Origin of the sequence: Nocardia terrae (genome assembly GCF_009760405.1) — a bacterium.
Lineage (GTDB): Bacteria > Actinomycetota > Actinomycetes > Mycobacteriales > Mycobacteriaceae > Nocardia > Nocardia terrae.
Map to the genome: position 1 here is coordinate 204,869 of NZ_WRPP01000006.1, position 18,727 is coordinate 223,595.

At 67.7% G+C, this 18,727-nt stretch carries 20 protein-coding genes; 9 read left to right on the plus strand and 11 right to left on the minus strand.

The annotated features are described in order from the left end of the window. Positions 1-46: 46 nt before the first annotated feature. The 6 genes from GPX89_RS28765 to GPX89_RS28790 form a co-directional block, all read right to left on the minus strand. Entirely contained in the window at positions 47-769 is a 723-nt protein-coding gene (locus GPX89_RS28765) for a hypothetical protein (protein WP_157391208.1), read from the minus strand. Between the two features lie 154 nt (positions 770-923). Continuing rightward, complete coding sequence (locus GPX89_RS28770; RefSeq protein ID WP_235948397.1) at positions 924-2,282, minus strand: PepSY-associated TM helix domain-containing protein; 1,359 nt, start codon at positions 2,280-2,282, stop codon at positions 924-926. Between the two features lie 378 nt (positions 2,283-2,660). Further along, entirely contained in the window at positions 2,661-3,236 is a 576-nt protein-coding gene (locus tag GPX89_RS28775) for a hypothetical protein (RefSeq protein ID WP_328602421.1), read from the minus strand. 126 nt (positions 3,237-3,362) lie between these two features. Then, positions 3,363-5,024 (minus strand): acyl-CoA synthetase, encoded by a 1,662-nt coding sequence (locus GPX89_RS28780; RefSeq protein ID WP_157390832.1) that lies wholly within the window; start codon positions 5,022-5,024, stop codon positions 3,363-3,365. 213 nt (positions 5,025-5,237) lie between these two features. After that, positions 5,238-6,881: an acyl-CoA synthetase gene (locus GPX89_RS28785; RefSeq protein ID WP_157390833.1), complete on the minus strand. Its 1,644-nt coding sequence runs from the start codon at positions 6,879-6,881 to the stop codon at positions 5,238-5,240. A gap of 218 nt (positions 6,882-7,099) precedes the next feature. After that, positions 7,100-7,939, minus strand: coding sequence for an SDR family NAD(P)-dependent oxidoreductase (locus tag GPX89_RS28790; protein ID WP_157390834.1), 840 nt, complete (start codon positions 7,937-7,939; stop codon positions 7,100-7,102). 169 nt (positions 7,940-8,108) lie between these two features. Between GPX89_RS28790 and GPX89_RS28795 the strand changes: the two genes are divergently transcribed. The 3 genes from GPX89_RS28795 (at position 8,109) to GPX89_RS28805 (ending at position 9,641) form a co-directional block, all read left to right on the plus strand. Beyond that, positions 8,109-8,369, plus strand: coding sequence for a hypothetical protein (locus GPX89_RS28795; protein WP_157390835.1), 261 nt, complete (start codon positions 8,109-8,111; stop codon positions 8,367-8,369). Beyond that, on the plus strand, positions 8,366-8,740 hold the full coding sequence (locus tag GPX89_RS28800; protein ID WP_157390836.1) for a PIN domain-containing protein: 375 nt from the start codon (positions 8,366-8,368) through the stop codon (positions 8,738-8,740). Before GPX89_RS28795 ends, GPX89_RS28800 begins: the two co-directional genes overlap by 4 nt. Positions 8,741-8,834: 94 nt before the next feature. Continuing rightward, positions 8,835-9,641 (plus strand): SDR family oxidoreductase, encoded by an 807-nt coding sequence (locus tag GPX89_RS28805; protein ID WP_157390837.1) that lies wholly within the window; start codon positions 8,835-8,837, stop codon positions 9,639-9,641. Between the two features lie 5 nt (positions 9,642-9,646). On the opposite strand, the gene GPX89_RS28810 is transcribed toward GPX89_RS28805, so the two are convergent. The 3 genes from GPX89_RS28810 to GPX89_RS28820 all read right to left on the minus strand — a co-directional run bounded on the left by GPX89_RS28810 (position 9,647) and on the right by GPX89_RS28820 (position 11,651). After that, entirely contained in the window at positions 9,647-10,594 is a 948-nt protein-coding gene (locus tag GPX89_RS28810) for a serine hydrolase (RefSeq protein ID WP_157390838.1), read from the minus strand. 85 nt (positions 10,595-10,679) lie between these two features. Beyond that, positions 10,680-10,982: a putative quinol monooxygenase gene (locus tag GPX89_RS28815; protein ID WP_157390839.1), complete on the minus strand. Its 303-nt coding sequence runs from the start codon at positions 10,980-10,982 to the stop codon at positions 10,680-10,682. A 30-nt stretch (positions 10,983-11,012) separates the two neighbouring features. Further along, the gene (locus tag GPX89_RS28820; protein ID WP_157390840.1) at positions 11,013-11,651 is read right to left on the minus strand and encodes a flavin reductase family protein; all 639 of its coding nucleotides are present in this window, start codon (positions 11,649-11,651) and stop codon (positions 11,013-11,015) included. A 114-nt stretch (positions 11,652-11,765) separates the two neighbouring features. Here GPX89_RS28820 and GPX89_RS28825 point away from each other — a divergent pair, with 114 nt between their 5' ends. The 4 genes from GPX89_RS28825 (at position 11,766) to GPX89_RS28840 (ending at position 13,950) form a co-directional block, all read left to right on the plus strand. Beyond that, positions 11,766-12,233 (plus strand): hypothetical protein, encoded by a 468-nt coding sequence (locus GPX89_RS28825; protein ID WP_157390841.1) that lies wholly within the window; start codon positions 11,766-11,768, stop codon positions 12,231-12,233. Beyond that, entirely contained in the window at positions 12,221-12,526 is a 306-nt protein-coding gene (locus GPX89_RS28830) for a transcriptional regulator (protein ID WP_157390842.1), read from the plus strand. The genes GPX89_RS28825 and GPX89_RS28830 overlap by 13 nt, the downstream gene beginning before the upstream one ends. A gap of 408 nt (positions 12,527-12,934) precedes the next feature. After that, positions 12,935-13,438 carry a hypothetical protein gene (locus tag GPX89_RS28835; protein ID WP_157390843.1) on the plus strand — a complete coding sequence of 168 codons (504 nt, stop codon included), beginning with the start codon at positions 12,935-12,937 and terminating at the stop codon, positions 13,436-13,438. 38 nt (positions 13,439-13,476) lie between these two features. After that, the gene (locus GPX89_RS28840) at positions 13,477-13,950 is read left to right on the plus strand and encodes a hypothetical protein (protein ID WP_157390844.1); all 474 of its coding nucleotides are present in this window, start codon (positions 13,477-13,479) and stop codon (positions 13,948-13,950) included. Positions 13,951-14,004: 54 nt separating this feature from the next. Here GPX89_RS28840 and GPX89_RS28845 read toward each other — a convergent pair whose 3' ends face one another. After that, a complete protein-coding gene (locus GPX89_RS28845) occupies positions 14,005-15,228 on the minus strand; it encodes an acyl-CoA dehydrogenase family protein (protein ID WP_157390845.1) in 1,224 nt (407 codons plus the stop codon). A gap of 27 nt (positions 15,229-15,255) precedes the next feature. Next, positions 15,256-16,644, minus strand: a complete 1,389-nt coding sequence (locus tag GPX89_RS28850) for an acyl-CoA dehydrogenase family protein (RefSeq protein WP_407939496.1) — start codon at positions 16,642-16,644, stop codon at positions 15,256-15,258. A gap of 233 nt (positions 16,645-16,877) precedes the next feature. Between GPX89_RS28850 and GPX89_RS28855 the strand changes: the two genes are divergently transcribed. Both GPX89_RS28855 and GPX89_RS28860 read left to right on the plus strand, forming a co-directional pair. After that, entirely contained in the window at positions 16,878-17,147 is a 270-nt protein-coding gene (locus GPX89_RS28855) for a hypothetical protein (RefSeq protein ID WP_157390847.1), read from the plus strand. 96 nt (positions 17,148-17,243) lie between these two features. Then, a complete protein-coding gene (locus GPX89_RS28860) occupies positions 17,244-18,713 on the plus strand; it encodes an ArnT family glycosyltransferase (protein WP_157390848.1) in 1,470 nt (489 codons plus the stop codon). Positions 18,714-18,727: the final 14 nt, after the last annotated feature.

Below are 18,727 nucleotides of genomic sequence, written 5' to 3' on the forward strand. Positions count from 1 at the left end.
GAGGCGCCGCCCGCTGCCACGCGGCGGGCGGCGACCCGAGCAGCGCTTACTTCACAGGGGTGATCGACGGCTGGTTGATCGTCGTGAAGTATTGCACCGCCGCGGCGATGGCCACCGGCGCGGTGACGAACAGCTGGCCCGCGATGGTGCCGAGGAAGCCGACGGCCGCCGCGCCGATCAGGCAGCCGGTACCGGCCGCGCCGAGCAGCGGCACGAACATGGCGGCGAGCACGCCCGCGGAGCCCAGCGTGACCAGGCCCGCCGCGCCGACCGCGCCGAGCAGGCAGCCGAGCGCCGCGCCGCCGAGGCCGCCCGCGAGGGTGCCGATGGTGGCGCCCATGGAGACGGTACTGGTCATGCGGCTCCACGCCGCCTGCTCACGGTCGTAATCCGACTTCCAGGGCGCGCTGTTCTCGAAGGGCAGCGCCACCGGCTGGTACACCGCGTGGGCGGCGTCGAACCGCGGGGTGAGCGTGGCGACGCGATCGTGGATGTCGGCGGTGATCGGGAACACGAAATCGTCCACGCGGAAGGACAATTCGGTGCCCGCGACCGTGGTGCCGTCGGCGGCCTTGATCTTCAGCACCCCGTCGTCCACCACCAGCGACCCGGCATCGGTGCGGATGACCAGGTCCCGCTCGCCGGTGGTGGCGGTGTAGTTGACGACACCCGCGTCGGAGGCGGCGGGCGCGGCGTTCACGGTTCCGGCGGTGACCCCGAGCGCGGTCGTCACGAGGGCGGCGGACACGGCGAACTTGTTGAGCTTCATCAGGTTTCTTTCGTCGGTGCGGGTCAGGGTCCGCACGAATGGACACGGCTCCGCGGTGTCGTGGACAGCGCACTGCTGTGACCGAGAGCCGCGAAAAGGTGTGACCGACCGGCGGCACGGCCCGGAGGCCGTGCCGCTCAGCGGTTTTCGAGAGTCAGGCGGTGGTTGCGCGCAGGCGGGCTCCCACACCCGCGAGCACATCGATCACCAGGAACGCCAGCAGGGGAATGCCGATCATCGGCGCGAACCAGCCGGTGCCCACCGCGGCCGCTGCCAACGGCACGAGGATGATCAACGGGGTCCGCGCCAGCGCCCGGCGCGGAGCCTTGCCGACCGCGAGCGCGCGCTCCTTGGTCGGACGGCGGCGCCACCACATGAGGTAGCCGCGCACGATCACCGTGCCGAGCCCGACCATGATGGCCAGCAGCAGTAGCTGATTGGCCAGGCCGAACATCAGGCCCATGTGGAACTGGATGCCCCAGTTGGTGAGCTTGGCCATGAGCGGCCAGTCGGCGTAGGGCAGCTTGTCGGTGACATTGCCGGTCGCACCGTCCACCGCGATGGCGTCGCGGGTGTACTGCCCGGGCCGGCGCAGCTCCTGCGCCACGAAGGCGGTGCCGTCCTTGGCCGGAACGCTGATCTCCAGCGGCCCGGTCAGCCCGTTGGCCCGGGCGACGCCGTAGACGGTGTCGACCAGTCCGGCGCGGTCGGCCGGGGGCACGGCCGCGGCCATACCGCCACCGTGGTGGTCGTGCTCGCCGCCCGAGGGCATGGCCGGGCCGGTCGATCCCGGCAGCTCGGCGTTCACCGCGGGCGTGGTCCAGCTCATCGCCTGCCGCAGCTGGGTCACGTTCTCACCCGCGTACTTCGACCAGGTCATGCCGGTCACCGACAGCAGCAACAGCACCGGCAGGATCCAAACACCCACCACGGCATGCCAATTCAGTGTGCGGGCCCGTGGCCGCGACCGATCCGGTCGCAGCAGCCAACCGGCCGAACGCTGCTCGCGTCGCGCCCGCACCCGCCGGTACCAGAGCACCAGCCCGGCCAGCGCCACCAGCCACAGCCACGAGGCCGCGATCTCGCTGTAGTAGCGACCGACGTCGCCCAGATGCAGGTCCTTGTGCAGCTTGTCGATCCAGGTGCGCAGGGGCAGCGCGCCCGAACTGCCGTAGACGACGCTGTCGCCGACCGGCTGCGCGGTCACCGGGTCGATGAACACCGCGCGCCGCTCGGATTCACCCAGCGCCGGATCACTGAAGAGGACGCGGGTGGTGTCACCGGTGTTCTGCCCCGGGGCCACCGCCACCAGCGCCAGGTTCGGCTCGACGGTCTGCGCCGCGGCCACCTGCTCCTTCAGCGGTTTGGCCGGGCCGGTCGAATCGGTGTGCAGCAGGCCGCTCGAGGTGATGTTCTCCAGCGTCGGCGAGATCGCGTACAGCGCACCGGTCACGGCCGCGATCAGGATGAACGGTGCCACGAGGACACCGGCGTAGAAGTGCAGTCGCAGCATGAGCGCCTGAAAGGCATTGCCCACGCTTCGCTTCGAAGAGTCATCGGATTTCGGAGGTTTCCCGGCCGACGGGGTTTCCGTCTCCCGGGTAGGGGAGGGCGGCGGTGCCGAATCGACACCGCTGTCAGTGATTGTCACCAAACGGTCTTTCGTGTTCGAGGGAACACCCGGGGACGCGAGGTACAGGGGAAGGACACGTCGAGACGATGCGTGGTCCGGGCATGCCATGACCCCCTCATGGCGCGCACCCGACTGCCACCGCGTGCGCACCGCGGTCATGGAGATACCGGGACGCGCATGACACCACCGCGACGGTCGCGGGCGTACAGCGAACTCACACGGACGCGAAAGTCCGTGTGCCCGGGTGAAACAGGGGAATCAGCCTCGAACGGGAGCGGGCGGACCGCGGGTGCGGAAGACGTCGGCCGCGAAGATCCGCAGCACGACTCGATCGCGGTGCTCGATGAGCAGCCGCGGCGGCCCCGAGAGCACCGGCAGGGAAATGGGCGCGGGCAGCGCCCACACCAGCACGGTGGTGCCGATCCGGTAGGCGGCCTCGGCGCCGAGAATGACCACGGCCGCCACGCAGGCGGCGGCGATGTGCGCGCCCAGCATGGCCGGACTCCACATCGAGGCGTGGTGGTGGGCGTGCATGCTGTGCCCCGGCGAGCCCCACATCATGCTGAAGTGACCCAGCAATTGCCCGCCGACGAGCGCCACCAGCAGCCCGAGCGCCGTGGTGCGCAGCGCGTGCACGCTCGCCACGATCGCGCCGACCGCGGCCGAGGCGGCGACCAGCAGCGTCAACGGCCCCGACTCCAGGGGCGCGGCCCCCGAGATCCAGCCGTGCGCCGCGACCGCGAGCGCCCCGGAAACCGAACCGGCCGCCCCACCGCGCAATACCGCAGCATCACTGCGGTTTTGCGCCGTAAAGCGGCCGGGTCCGATATTCACGCGCTGATAATAGCTACTTGCTGCTCTCGCATACTCTCGTGCCCCGCTGCCGGTGGCAGCGGGGCACGAATCGAGATGTAGTCGAAGAGGATTCCCGCCCCGTGATGTGCGGGGACGCGAATCTGTCTAGCTCTCCGTGACTTCCATCTCGATGAGCGGCTTGCGCAGCAGCTTTCCGGTGGCATTGCGCGGCAGCTCGTCGAGGAAGATGACCTCGCGCGGCACCTTGTAGCGCGCCAGGTTCTCCTTGACGTAGTCCTTGATCTCCTGCACGTCGCGCTTGGAGTCCGGACCCGGAACCACGATGGCGCGCAGCCGCTTTCCGAAGTCGCGGTCGTCCACGCCGACCACCGCCGCCTCCAGGACGTCGGCCCGGTTGGACAGCAGGTTCTCGACCTCCTGCGGGAAGACGTTCTCGCCGCCGGAGACGATCATGTCGTCGTCGCGGCCGTCGATGAACAGCAGCCCGTCGGTGTCGAAGTGACCGACGTCTCCGGAGGACATGAGCCCGTCCACGAACTCCTTGGTCCGGCCGTCGGTGTACTGCTTGAACGAGTGCCCGTTCTCGATGAAGATCGTGCCGGTCACGTTCGGCGCGGTGATGCGCTTGCGGTTCTCGTCGTAGAGCGCGATGCGGATGCCGACCGGCGGCTTGCCCGCGGTGGTCGGGGCCTTGCGCAGCTCGGCCGGGGTGGCCACGGTCATGACCGCGCACTCGGTCGAGCCGTACAGGTTGTAGAGCGAATCGCCGAAGTAGTCGAGCGTACGGGTGACCACGTCCGGCGGGATGGCCGAACCGGCGGCGAAGACGACCTTCAGGGTCGCGGCCGGGCTGTACTTGGCCAGCGTCTCCTCGGGCAGGTCCAGAATGCGCTGCAGCATGGTCGGAACCACGGTCAGGCCCTGGGCGCGGTACTTCTGGATGTTCGCGAGGGTGCCCTCGGGATCGAAGCGGCGCTGCTGGAACACGACCCGGTTGCCCAGCGCCAGCGACAGCGTGAACTGCGAGAGCCCGGTGGCGTGGAAGATCGGCGCGGCCATCACCACGGTGCTGTTGCGCGGCAGCGGGATTCGGTCCAGGAACTGCGCGGTGATGAAGGGGGAGACCTTGTCGCGCGGCGCGCCCTTGGGGGTGCCGGTGGTGCCGGAGGTCAGGATGACCATGCCGCCCGGCTTCTCCGGCGGGGTCAGCGAGTCGGTGCCCTGCCCGGCCGAGATCGATTCGATGGTCGGGATCGAGGGATCGGCATTGTCCTTGGCGTCGACCCAGGTCAGGATGCGCGGAATGTCGGCCGGAATGGCGGACATCAGATCGAAGAACTCGCTGTCGTGCAGCACGGCCTTGACCTGCTCGCGGGCGGCCACGTCGGCGAACTGCGGCTTGGCGAAACCGGTGTTCATGAGCACGGCGCGCACACCCAGCTTGCCCGTCGCGACCAGGCTCAGCACCATGCCGCGGTGATCGCGGCACAGCACGCCGACCACGTCGCCGGCCTTCAGACCCTGCGCCGCGAGCCCGCGCGCGAAGGCGTTCGACATCTGGTCGAGCTGCTCGAAGGTGAGCTCACCGGCCTCGTCGACAATGGCCGAACTCTTCGCGTGGGTGTTGGCGCCGTGGACCACCGCGCCCGCGAAGGGACCGAACTTGGCCATATTGATGGCGGACCGGGCCGCGATGTCCGGTCGCAGTGGATTGAACAGACCCCCTCGAACCATCGCATTGACGCTGAGCGCGGCATCGCTCGCCTTGCGGAGAACCGTGCCAGCCGATGGAAGGGCAAGTGACATGGGTACAACCTTCCGCGATCCCCCTGCCGGACGAGACGGCCGGACGGACCACAACCTTGAGATCCAGTGCGGTGCTAACACTAGCAAGCACGCGCAGCCGAGGTGTGGCCGAGGTCTCCGTTACCAGCGGTAACGAATAAAGTGCCCAGGTCGTGGCGGGCGTCGCAGGATTGCCCCCGGGTCGCGAGGAAGTAGGCAATGCCTACTTGCCGTCTATTCGCCCGCCGCGGGCGGCTCGTAGTCGACCAGGACGCGGCGCAGCAGTTTGCCCGTCGCGTTGCGGGGGAGATCGTCGAGGAAGAACACGTCGCGGGGGACCTTGTAGCGGGCGAGATTGGCCTTCACGAAGGTCTTGATCTCCTCGGCGTTCAGCTCCGCGCCCGGCTCGGGGACCACGAACGCGCGCAGCCGTTTGCCGAATTCCACATCGTCCACGCCGACCACCGCGGCGTCGAAGACGTCCTTGCGTTCCAGCAGCAGGTTCTCGACCTCCTGCGGATAGACGTTCTCGCCGCCGGAGACGATCATGTCGTCGTCGCGGCCGTCGACGAAAAGCAGTCCGCGGTGGTCGAAGTGGCCGACATCGCCGCTGGACATGTACCCGTCGATGATCTGCTTGTGCCGCCCGTCGGTGTAGCCCTTGAACGGCGAGCCGGAGCGAATGAAGATGCGGCCCTTCACGTTCCTGGCGCGAATGCGCAGGCCGTCGTCGTCGAAGAGCGCGACCTCGCAGGTGGTGGGGGCGCGGCCGGCCGTGCCGGGCGCGATGGCCAGATCCTCCGGGCGGGCCACGGTGGCGACCGCGCATTCGGTGGAGCCGTACAGGTTGTAGAGCACCGGCCCGAACGTCTCGGCGGTGCGCACCGACAGTTCGGGGGACAGCGCCGATCCGGCGATCACGATCGCCTTCAGCGAGGTGGTGTCGTACTTGTCGCGAATCGTCTTGTCCAGCTCCACCATTCGGTGCAGCATGGTCGGCACCGCGACCAGCATCTCGGCGCGGTGCTCGGCGATCAGGCGCAGGGTCCGCTCGGCGTCGAAGCGGCGCGCGGTCACCACCTTGTTGCCGAAAGCGACCCCGGCGAGCCAGGTTCCGAATCCCGTGGAGTGGAAGATCGGCGAGACGATGACCATGGTGCCGCGCTGCGGGAAGTCGATGCGATCCACCATCTGCACCGTCGCCAGCGGGCCGGTCCGATCGCGCGGGGCGCCCTTGGGCAGGCCGGTGGTCCCGCTGGTCAGGATGATGAATCCGCCCGGCTTCTTGGGCGCGGGCAGCGGGGTCTTGGCGTTGGCGGCGATGAGGGCGTCCAGAGTCGTTGCGCCGGCGGGGATCTCGGTGCCCTCGTCGACCCAGGTCAGTACGCGCGGCAATTCCGGCGGCAGCGCGTCGAGCAGGCCGATGAACTCGGAGTCGTGCAGCACCGCCTTCACGTTCTCGCGCTCGCACACCTGCGCGAACTGCGGTTTGGCGAAACCGGTGTTCATGAGCGCCAATCGGGCGCCCAGCTTGCCCAGCGCCACCATGGTGAGCAGCAGTCCGCGATGATCGCGCGAGAGCACCCCGACGACCGTGCCCGGCTTCACCCCGAGCCGCTGCAGTCCCCGCGCCACCGCGTTGGATTGCTCGTCCAGCTCCCGATAGGTGAGTTCCCCGCGCTCGTCGGCCACGGCGGCCAGCTCCGGGAACATGCGCGCCGCCCGCCGCACCGCCGTCGCCGGCGGCCCGAAAACCCGGCCCTCCAAGGCGGTTCGCACCGTCTCCGCCGGTTTTCGGGGATCGGTCAGCCCCAGCTCCCGGAGCCGTTTCAGCCCCCGCACCGCCTCCGCGGTGTGCGCCACGCGCTGCTGAGCCATTGCCAGTACGGAAGACACTGTCGATACCGAGGCCACGCCGACCACCTCCGAGAACCCGAGACCGCCCGCCGGCCGGACCCGACAGCGGGGTAGCGCCACCGTAACAGCGTGATGTGACCCGAGTTACACAATTTCGGTCATATGGGGCAACGGTACTGATTCGAAAGAGTGCGCGGCCCGCCGAGGCGGTTCGGCTGGCCGCTTGCCTCGTCGGGGTATCAGTCCTGGTCGAAGCCGGTGGTGAGGCCCAAGTGAGCGGTGGCGTCGAGCTCGGCGGCGACGGTGGCCAGCTTGCCCCGGATCGCGCCGACCGCGTCCGGGCCCAGGGCCAGCCGCAGCGGCGGGTTCGGCGCGCCGACCATGGCCAGGACCGCGGCCGCGGCCTTGTCCGGATCGCCGCTCTGCTGCTGATCGGAGGCGGGCAGACCCTCGCGGATCGCGCCCACCGTGTCGGCGTAATCGGGGATGGCCGAGCCGATGGTGAGGGCGGCCGGCTTGGCGAAACCGGTTCGGAATTCGCCCGGTTCGACGATCAGCACCTGGATGCCCAGCGGATTCACCTCAGCCGCGAGCGCTTCACTGGCCAACTCCAGCGCACCCTTGGCGGCACTGTAGGCCCCCACGCCCGCGAACGACATGAACCCGCCCATGCTGGTGAGCTGAACAATGGTGCCGCCGCGCCGCTCCCGCATCTGCGGCAGCACCAGCTGAGTCAGGCGCAACGGCCCGAAGAACATGACCTCCATGGCATCGCGCAGATCGGCCTCACCGGTCTCCTCGATCGCGCCGACGATCCCGTACCCCGCATTGTTGACCAGCACGTCGATGCGCCCGGCCTCCTTCACCGCCCGTTCCGCGGCCGCCGCGTCCCGCACGTCCAGCGTCACGACCTGCACCCGGTCCGGGTGCGCGGCAACGATTTCCGCCATGCTCTCGGGCCGCCGCACGGCAGCGATCACCTCATCGCCCGCCGCCACCACGGCCTTGGTGAAGGCCGCCCCGAAACCGCTGTTCGCTCCGGTGATCAGCCAACGGCGGGTGTTCTCTGCGTTCGTCATGCCTTACAGCCTGCCTGCCTCGGCGTGGTCCGGCATCGCCTGCGAGGGAGTAATTGCCTGCGCGGGAATACCTGCGCGGGAATATACGAGTGGCACTGGAGCGCTCGCCGGGTCGAATTGCCGGGCGCATTCGGTATGACCGAGTCATACTCTGCGCTACCATGGTCTCATGGCAAAGATCACGATCAGCATCCCCGACGAGATCGTCGAGAAGGCCAACCGTGCCGTTGACGCCGGGTTGGCCGGGTCCGTGTCCGCCTACTTCGCGGCTCTCGCTCAGCGTGAACCGGACTGGGCTGCCGCCGAGCAAATCCTGGCCGAGCTATCCGCCCAAGCGGGCATGAGCGAGTCCGACCTCGCCGATGCCGATTCCGCGCTGGATGCGGCCGAGCGCGCGGCAGCCGGCGACTCGCTCGGGGGTGCCGCGTGATCGTGCTCGACTCCGGCGGACTGATCGGCCTCGAGAAGGGCAATGCCAAGGCCATCGCAATCGTCCGACGCGCATTGACGCGCAAGCTGGAAGTCATCGTTCCCGCGACCGTATTGGCCCAGTGTTGGCGCAACAGCCCCCGTCAGCACGCGGTTTCGCGATTGTTGAAAGCGGACGCGGTGCGAGTGGCCGATCTCACCCAGGCGCAAGCCCTCGCTGTCGGAGCTCTACTCGCCTCCTCTGGGACCGCCGACGTGGTCGACGCGCACGTCGTCGTGCTCGCCCGTTCGTTGCGTGCGACCCTGGTGGTCACCTCCGACCCTGATGATCTGACGGCGCTGGATCCGCACATCCGGCTGCATCTCGTCTGACCGCTATCACCGTCGGCTGCGCCAGTAGGTTGTTTGCAGTACCGAACTGGCCGATCCGGACATCTCGATCCGCGGTCGGCCGCAAAATCGTAGGATGAGCGATCTCTTCGATTTCTCCGGCCGTACCGTGTTCGTGGCCGGCGGTACCAGCGGCATCAATCTCGTTGTGGCTCAGGCGTTCGCGCGCGCCGGTGCCTCGGTGGCGGTGTTGTCCCGCACGCCGGACAAGGTGCGCGCCGCCGTCGACTCGCTCGGGGAGTGCGGCGTGACCGCCCTGGGCTTCGTCGCCGACGTCCGCGACTACGACGCGGTCGCCCAGGGCATCGCCGCGACCTGTCACGAGCTGGGCGAGCTGGATGTCCTGATCTCGGGTGCGGCCGGAAACTTCCCCGCCGCAACGGAATCCATGTCGGCGCGGGCGTTCGCGGCGGTGGTCGACATCGATTTGAAGGGCACCTTCAACGTCCTACGCGCCGCGCGCGACCATCTACGTGCTCCCGGCGCGTCGGTGATCAATATTTCCGCACCCCAGGCCGTCATCCCGATGACGCTGCAAGCGCACGCGTGTTCCGCCAAGGCCGGCGTGGACATGCTCACCAAGGTGACGGCGCTGGAATGGGCTCCCGCGGGCATCCGCGTCAACGCCGTGGTCCCCGGGCCCATCGAGGACACCGAAGGCATGTCGCGGCTGGCCCCCACACCCGAAATGGCCGATCTGGTAGCCAAATCCGTTCCGATGGGCCGCTACGGCACCGCGCAGGAGATCGCCGACTGCTGCCTGTGGCTGGCCTCCGAGCAGGCCTCCTATGTCAATGGCGCGATCATCCCCGTCGACGGCGGCTGGTCGCTGGGCGGTGCCTCGGAGGTCTTCACCGCCATGCGAAACCTGCTGGTGGAATGAGAAATTCAGTGCCCGCCCGAGGCGATCTTCTTCGGATCGATGAAGGACTGCAGCGGCGACAGATGGGTGTAGGTGTCCAGCAGTGACCGCCCGAGCGTGGCGTGCGCCTCCACGATCGGATTGGTCGCCCCGTAGTTGTCCGCGTCCGGCGCCTGATCGGCGAAGAACGAATACACCACCAGCGGCGCCCCCGCCGCGTCGAACATGATCCCCGTATCGTGCCGCTTGTCCTCGGACGCACCGTGTTTCGTGGCGAACCGAGCCCGCTCCTCCGAAGACATGTTCCGCCGCACCCCGTCGGTGTACCCGACGGCCGACCACGTCATGATCCGCAGCACATCCTGGGTCGACTGCTTCGACAGCAATGTCCCCGAAGCCAACCGGTACAACAGATCGTTGTTCTCCCGTGGCGTCGTATACCCCAGATAGAACCGGCTCTCACCCGCCACCGGCACCACCCGGGTCTGCTGGAATCCCAACCGATCCAACGTCTCGTTGATCTGATCACCCGACACGAACCGCGACATCAACCGCACCGCGGTGTTGTCCGAGACCTGCAGCATCGTCGTCAGCAGATTCGCGATGGTGAGCTGATCCCCGAACGCGGCCTGATTCAGATACAGCCCACTGCCTTCCGCCACCATGTCGGCATCCAACGTGGTGGTATCCGACATCCGCAGCCGCCCCGCATCGACCTCACTCATCACCGCCGTCATGATCGCGAGCTTCTGCACGCTCGCCCCCTCGATCACGAAGTCGGCATCCTCCTCCACCACCGGCGCCGGCTTCCCCGAAGCCAAATCGGTGACCAGGCAATGCCACCGCCCACCCGCCAGCTTCGTCGTCGCCCGATACTGCGCATCGAACGCAGGTCCCACCACCGGCACCCCCGCCCGCGCCACCGTCGCCTTCACCAACCCCCCGGCAGCAATGGCACTGGCCCCCAATAGCATCCGCCTACTGAATCCACGCACCGCCGAAACCTATCCGCGAAGATCACATTTCGGCAACCAGATGCGGGTAACTCCCAGCTGAGCTTCAGCGACCCTTGGCCGCCACAACATCTCCGACCAGCGACTCCGCGGTCTCGATCAACTCTGTCAGCACCGGCCGCGCCGCCTCCATGGCCGCACTCCGCCGATGTATTTCGAGCGCCGCGTCGTCCGCGTAGATCTCCGACACCCAGAACGACTCGGCATCGTCCCGGGCCCGCTGCAGCACATACAACAGAGTCCCGGCCTCCTCTTCCGCCCCCGCCAGCACGCCTTTCATCGCCGCGACGAATTCCTCGCCCCGCCCCGCCTTCACCCGAACCCGAGACAGCAACGCCACCTGCGCCATTCGGCCCACCTCCCGTAATCGTCCAGACCCTCAGTATCCCCGCCCCGCGCCTTCCCGCTGCGGAATTCCCCAAGCCCCGGCCAGCCGGGACCGCTGCAGTTGCGTTCCCTCCCCGAAGAATTCGCAGAACTTCATGATCAGCGGATCCCACCCCTGCGGATCGATGTGATCGGTACCGGGAACAACCAGCCGATCCTCCACATGGGCACGCACAACCTGCAGCGTGTGCGCGGTGACGCCGCAGTTCCCGGCGAACGGCTCCGCGGACAACACCGTGCATTCGAGCTGAATCGGACACTCCATCACTCGCGGTGCCGCCACGATCTCCGACTCGACAGCCGTCAGCCCGGCCGCCCCGAACTTGTCCGGCTCATACCGGTACCCCTTCTCGACCTTGTGCGCGGTCATCTCCGGCGACCCGCTGAGCAACGCCAGCCGATCCACCGCCCCGACCAACTCCGAAGACGGCAGATTGAGCACGCATTCCCTCTCGCGCACCATGTTCCGCGTGGTCTGAGAAGCCGAATTCATCCCCAGCATGCACTTGTCCCCCAACCACCAAGCCGAAGACATGGGCGCGAGATTCGCCGTCCCATCCTCATTCCTGGTGCCGATCAACACGACTGGCGTCCCGAAGTACAAAACCTTCAAATCGATCTTCCGATGCATGCCCTCCACCCTGCTGCCTCACCCAACCCCCATGCTGGCGGAAATCAGACGCGGCACGTGACCGATCCAGGAAACTGGTTGCCATTTGGAAACCGGTTCGCCTACGGTCGATCCATGCAGGATGCGCAGACCCCGCAACAGGCACTGGATATCGCTGCCGCGACCACCCGCCAGGCGCACGAGGCCGCCGCGCTGCCCAGGTGGCAGCCCATCGCGGCCGCCGTGTCGGGGGCGCTCGCCGCCTTCCTGCTCTGCACGCTGGTCGCCGACGGCATCGGCAGACCCTTCGGATGGATCATCCTGATCGCCGGAATAGGCTCGGGCTGTGTCGTTTTCGGCTTCGCGCGGCGGCAGCGTCGTCTGCAACGTGTCCGCGGCATCGTCCCGCTCCCGATGGCCGAGTGGAAGCAGAACGTGGCCCTGCTGGTCGTGATCCTGGCGGTGCCGCTGATCGGCCACGCAACCTCCATGCCGGACGCATCGACCCGCCTGGCCTCCAGTGTCGTTCTGGGCGCCTGGATCTGGTTCATGCAGTCCCGCCCGCGAATCCTCTCCCGGAAGCCCCGCGCATGGAAGCCCTGAACGAACTGTTCGCCTCCCTGCCCCGCCTGAAACTCGTCGCCTTCCTCAACGGCTGCGCCGAAGCCGAATTCCTGGTCATCGCAGAAGCCTGCGCCCTCAACAAATCCACCCTCTCCAAGGCCATGACCACCCTCGAATCCGCCGGCTACCTGGAAGTCACCAAGGGCTACGTATCCCGCAAACCGAGAACCTGGCTATCCCTGACCCCCACCGGCCGCACCGCCTACCAGGCCCACCTGGCTGCCCTGGCCGCCCTCACCCGCAAGGCCGCCGAAACCACCCCTGAACCCTGATGCGGGAATGAACACACCGCCAAGCCCTATCCGGCCTCGAGTTTCGAACTTATAGTTATCCGCTAGCAACTTCCGGCCGGCGCACAATCCAGCTCTCGACCTCGCCAGAGGAGAAGCCCGATGCCCATCATCACCCCCCTCCTACAGGGAATAGCGACCATCGTCGACGCCGTCTACAAGTTCTTCGGCTGGAACCCCCTGATCTTCTGACAGCCCTCCGGTCCTTGGGCGCGGCAATTCTGGAACGAGAAAACCGGTGCGAACCCGTGGGTTCGCGCCGGTTTTCGTTGTGTCAGAACCTACTTCAGCTGAGCGCGGCATTCTGAAACAGTTGTCGGTCAGTTGCGATAGCCTGCGTCAGTCCCCTTGACACGAGGGGATTTTCAACCTTTGAAGGGGAGTATGAACATGTCGGTCCTTGCTCGTGCCGTCGGTATCGCCGCAGCCGCGGTGATGGGGGTGGCCACCATCGTCTCGGCTACGACCGCATCGGCGGATATGACCATCACGTCGTCGCAAGCCTATTGCGTCGGTTCGACATACACCGTGACCCTGCCCGCCGCTGACGCCAAGGTGCTGATCGGCAACGTCCCCAACGACACCGAGTTCGCGTTCCGAACCTCTCCCGCCGGCGGCTCGACCTTCACCACGTTCACGACGGTGCCGTACGTCGAGGGCAAGGACGTCGTCGCGTCCTGGACGCCAACCGCACCGGGTCAGGTGATGGTCAGCGCATGGCCCAACAACGTCAACACCGGACCGGCGAACTTCGGCGAGAACGGCCCCACGGTCACCGTCGTCCAATCCGCCCCCGCCGGCGCAACCTGCAGCCCGTCCACGGGTGGCACGGGCAGTGCGAACTCGATCCCCCTGATCGGCGGTCTGCTGAGCACCCTTTCGGCCCAGAAGTAGAGTCCCACCGCCGAAAGCCCTGGCAACTCTGTAATAGATTGGAAGAGAAGTTGTTCGGATCGATCCTGAAGGCGGGAGCTGTCGGCTCGATAGTCGCCGCGGGCGCCGCGCTCACGCTGTCGGGTGCGACGGCCGCCGCCGACACCACGGGCTCCGTCATCACCGTCTCGGGCGGCAACACGCACTACGCCGGCTCCACCTACACGCTGTCCGTCGATGTGGGTTCCATGGTCGGGGCGTACTTCTACGAGGCCCATCCAACCATCACCGACGGTACGGGGCTTCCCTGCACGAGCACAGCCGTGCCGGGTAATCCCAACTGGGTTGTGCCCCCTGCCGGCAGTCACATCGCTACCTGTGACTGGACACCGAAGGAGGCCGGAACGTACTACGTCTACGCCCAGCCGGGAGGCCCCGGCAGCCCTACGACCCCCGCGGTCGCGGTGACCGTCACGGCCGCCCCGTCGCCGAGCGGCAGTGGCGGCCCGTCGAGCGGTAGCGCCAACCGATAAACGAAAGCCGGTGCGAGCCACAGCGGCTCGCACCGGCTTTCGTTGTACTGCTTGCTACTTCAGCTTGTCGCTCGACAGCCCCAGGACGCGGCGGGCCACGATGAGCTGCTGGATCTGTTGGGTGCCTTCGAAGATGTCGAGGATCTTCGAGTCGCGGCCCCACTTCTCCAGGAGGGTGCGCTGGGAGTAGCCGGTGGTGCCGGCCAGCTCGACGGCCTTGAGGGTGACGTCGGTGCCCATGCGGCCGGCCTTGGCCTTGGACATGGAAGCCTCGAGGGAGTTGGGCTTCTTGTTGTCGGCCATCCATGCCGCGCGGAGCGACAGGAGGTAGGCCGCTTCCCAATCCGCCTCGAGGCGGAGGAATTCCGCGGCGGCGGCGTGCTGGTTGTTGGCGGGCTTGTCGTAGGAGATCTCGATGCCCGCGTCGGTCAGGACGGTGCGGAGTTCCTCGAGGGCGGCGCGGCCGACGCCGACCGCCATGCCGGCGACCAACGGGCGGGTGTTGTCGAACGTCTGCATGACGCCCGCGAAACCCTTCTCCACGTTGACTTCCGGGGAGCCGAGGATGTTGTCCTTGGGGATGCGGCAGTCCTCGAAGCGGATCTCCGCGGTGTCGGACGCCTTGATGCCGAGCTTGTGCTCGAGGCGGGACACGGTCAGGCCCTTGGCATCCCGCGGGACCACGAAGGACTTGATGGCGGCGCGGCCGGCGGAGCGGTCCACCGACGCCCACACCACGATGTGGGTGGCGCGCGAGCCCGCGGTCACGAAGATCTTGGTGCCGTTGAGGACCCACTCGTCACCGTCGAGGGTGGCGGTGGCGGTGACCGCGGCCGAGTCGGAGCCGAAGGACGGCTCGGTGATGGCCATGGCGGCCCACACCTTGCCGAAGCGCTTCAGCTGCTCGTCGGTGGCGACCGCGGCGATGGCGGCGTTGCCGAGGCCCTGGTAGGGGATCGACAGCATCAGGCCGACGTCGCCCCAGGAGGTCTCGAGGGCATTCATCAATGCGGACATGTTGCCGCCGTTGGTGTTACCCAGCAGCTCGGTGGCGTGCTTGTCCTCGTCACCGGTGCGGCCGCCGGTGGCGCCGGAGATCTGCTCGGTGCCCGAGTCGGACAGGCCCTCGACCATGGCGGCCATGGTGTCCAGCTCGACCGGGTACTCGTGCTCGGCGAGGTCGTACTTGCGCGAAGCCGGGCGGAAGATCTCGGCGGCGACCTGGTGGGCCTGGTTGGCGCTGGCCCGCAGCTTCTTGGGGAGTTCGAGATTGATCATGAGTGGTCTCTCCGTTGAGAAGTCGGGTCAGATGAGGACGATGCCTTCGGCGACGCCGACACCGCGCAGATCGCGGTACCAGCGCTCGACCGGGTGTTCCTTGGTGAAGCCGTGTCCACCCAGCAGCTGCACGCCGTCCAGGCCGATCTGCATCCCCTTGTCGGTGGCCAGCTTCTTGGCCAGCGCCGCCTCGCGAGCGAACGAGAGGCCCTGCTCCGCGCGTGACGCACCCCGCAGGGTCACGAGACGAAGACCGTCCAGCTCGATCGCCATATTGGCGACCATGAACGCGACCGCCTGCCGGTGGGCGATCGGCTCACCGAATGCCTCGCGCTCCTTCACATACGGAATCACGTAGTCCAGCACGGCCTGGCCGGTACCGATGGCCAGCGAGGCCCAGCCCAGGCGAGCCAGCCGCACCGCGTCGGCGTACTCCTCGGCGCGCACCGCGCCCTCGGAGTCACCCAGCAGCGCGGTCGCCGGCACCGCGACATTGTTGAGCAGCAGGCGACCCAGGCCCGCGGCCCGCATACCCATGCTCGGATCCGCCTCGACCACAACACCTTCGGTGTCGGACTCGACGATGAAGAAGGTCGGGCGCCCATCCAGCTCGGCGGCCACGATGAACAGCTCGGCGTCACCGGCGGCCGGAACCAGGGTCTTCACACCGTTGAGGCGGAAACCGCTCGGCGAGCGAGTCGCCTTGGTCTTCAACGCGAACGGATCGAACAGCGCCTGCGGCTCGGAGATGACGACCGACGCCTGCGGCACGTTCTCACCTGTGAAAGCGCCGAGGTAGGTCTGCTGCTGCGCGTCGGTACCCCACTGCGACAGCGCGACCGCGACACCGCTCGGCGCCAGGATCGGCAGCGCCAGGCCCATGTCACCGTGCGAAAGCGCCTCGGCGACCAGAGAATTGGTGACCGCGCCCCGCTCGGAGGCCGCGCCCTCGAGCTCCTCCGGGACATTGATCAGCGTGATGCCCAGCTCGGCGGCGCGCTCGAGCAGATCGCGCGGCGCCTTGGCGGCGTTGTCGGCCTCGTAGGCGGCCGGGCGCAGGATCTCCGCGGCGAACTCGCGCACCGTCTCGACGATCATCTGCTGCTCGTCGGTCGGGGTGAGGTCGAAGTAGTCCTTCTTGCGAGACTCGTTGGCGGGCAGCCGCTTCGGCGCGCCGCCCCCGGCGACCTTCTCGAAAACGCGGGTCGCGGCACCGAGGGAGCGGAATCCGGTCTTGGTGCCCTCGTAGGTGAGGCGCTCGATCGGCTTGCGCAGCTTGTACTTCTCGGCGAGTTCCGACCCCGTGATGGTCGTCATGACCCGCATCGCCGCGCCCATCCAGTCGCGTTTGACCGGGTTGAGGCCAACGGCGGACGTATCCCGCTTCGTTGCGGTGTCTCGAGTGCTCATAATCACCAGTTTTCTATCGAGGAGGTGGGTGATCCTGCCCAGCAATCTTACTCCTGAGTAAGACTATCTTACTTCAGAGTAAGAACTGCCGTCGAGGGTTGTCGAATCGGCAGGTCAGCGCGGTGGTTCGAACTTACCGGCCGGTACCGCTCGGTTCTAGTGAAACAAACACGCTTCAGAAGCTCGCGGACTGGGCTAGGGTGCAGGCGCATAACCCGCTCCTGACGGAGGTTTTACATATGAAGATTGCTCTCGGAACCGTCGGTCTCGTCGCCGCCGGTCTCTTCCTCGCCGCCCCCGGCGCCAACGCCGAGGTCCCGCTGCAGCCGATCGACATCGGCGTCACCGGCTCCGGCGCGGGCCTGACCGGCTCGGGCGCCGGATCCAGCTCCGACAACTGTGGCGGTGGACCGACCGCCGGCGTCTCCTTCGGCTCGGTCGGCGTCGGCTCCTCGGTCGGCGGCCCCTACCTCGACTTCGGCTCGGTCTGTGTGCCCCTGCTGGGCTGACGCGAGCGCGTAGCAACGCGCCCGGCGCCGGGACCGCAGCCCGCGCCGGGTACCGAATCCGGGCACGGCCGCCCCGGAAATGCGACCATTGGGGGAATGGAACAGCGGCCGATCACTGCCACTGCCAGTGAAACCTTCTGGATCGCCGGGATTTTCGCGGGACTCATGACCGCGGTGTCCGGCCGGTACGGCTATCACCGTGACGAACTCTATTTCCTGGCCGCGGGCCGTCGACCGGACTGGGGATATCCCGATCAGCCGCCGCTGGTGCCGCTGCTGGCCCGAGCAATGTCGGAGATCGACGCGAATTCCGTGATGGTGCTGCGCATTCCGGCGACCCTCGCCGCGACCGTCGTGGTGATCTGCGCGGGCCTCGCCGCCCGCGAACTCGGCGGCGGACGCCTCGCCCGCACCATCGCCGCCGCGAGCGTCGCCTCGGCCGCCCTGGTCATGGGCGCGGGACACACCCTCAGCACCGCGGACATCGATCTGGCCGTGTGGTCGGCGCTGGCGCTGCTCGTGCTGAAACTGCTGCGCCCGTCCTTCGACCCGCGCTGGTGGCTCGCGATCGGCGTGCTGGCCGGAATCGGCGTGCAGAACAAGGCCCTGATCGTGGTTCCCATTGCCGCGCTGGCGCTCTCGCTGCTCGCGGTCGGACCGCGAGAAGTATTCGCCACCAGGTACTTTCCGATGGCCCTGGGCATTGCCGCGGTGATCAGCGCGCCCTATGTGGTCTGGCAGGCGCGCAACGGCTGGCCGCAATGGGCGGTGAGCCGGGCCATCGCGGGCGGTTCCTCCGGCAGCTCGAATTCGCGAATCGGGTTCGTGCTCCTGCAATTCGGACTGATCGGGGTGCTGCTGGTCCCGCTGTGGAGCTTCGGCCTGTGGTGGCTGTGGCGGCGGCCGCGCTACCGCGCCTTCGTCCTGGCCTACGCGGTGTTGTTCCTCGGCTACCTGGCCATGGTCGGCAAGGCCTACTACCTGGGCGAGATGTATCCGCTGTTGCTCGCGGCCGGTGCCGTCGGGGCGGAGCCATGGCTGACCGGGCATCGGATACGTGCCGCCGCACTGACGTTCGCCATCGCGTTCACCGCGGTCTTCTCCGCGCTGGTCTTCCTTCCGGTGCTCCCCGCATCGGCCCTGCGGGCCCCGTCGGCGATCCTCGCCATCAACAAAGAGGCGGGGGAGACCTACGGCTGGCCCGGATTCGTCGCCCAGATCGCCGACTTCCGTGCCCGCTCCGTACCCGACGCCGGCATCCTCACCGGCAACTACGGCGAGGCAGGGGCCATCGAACACTTCGGCGGCCCTTACGGATTGCCCACGCCGCACAGCGGCGACAACGCCTACTGGTGGTGGGGTCCGCCCTCCGGCACGAGCGCGGTGATCGTGCTGGGCATCAAGGCCGAGGAGGTATCCCGCTTCTGCGTCGATCCGGAACCCTTGGGCCGCATCGACAATGGCCACGACATCCACAACAACGAGCAAGGGCGCGCGGTCATCCTCTGCCGCACGCCCGAACACCCGTGGGCCGAGATGTGGCCCGCCATCAAGAGACTCGGCTGAGACTCGAGCCCCAC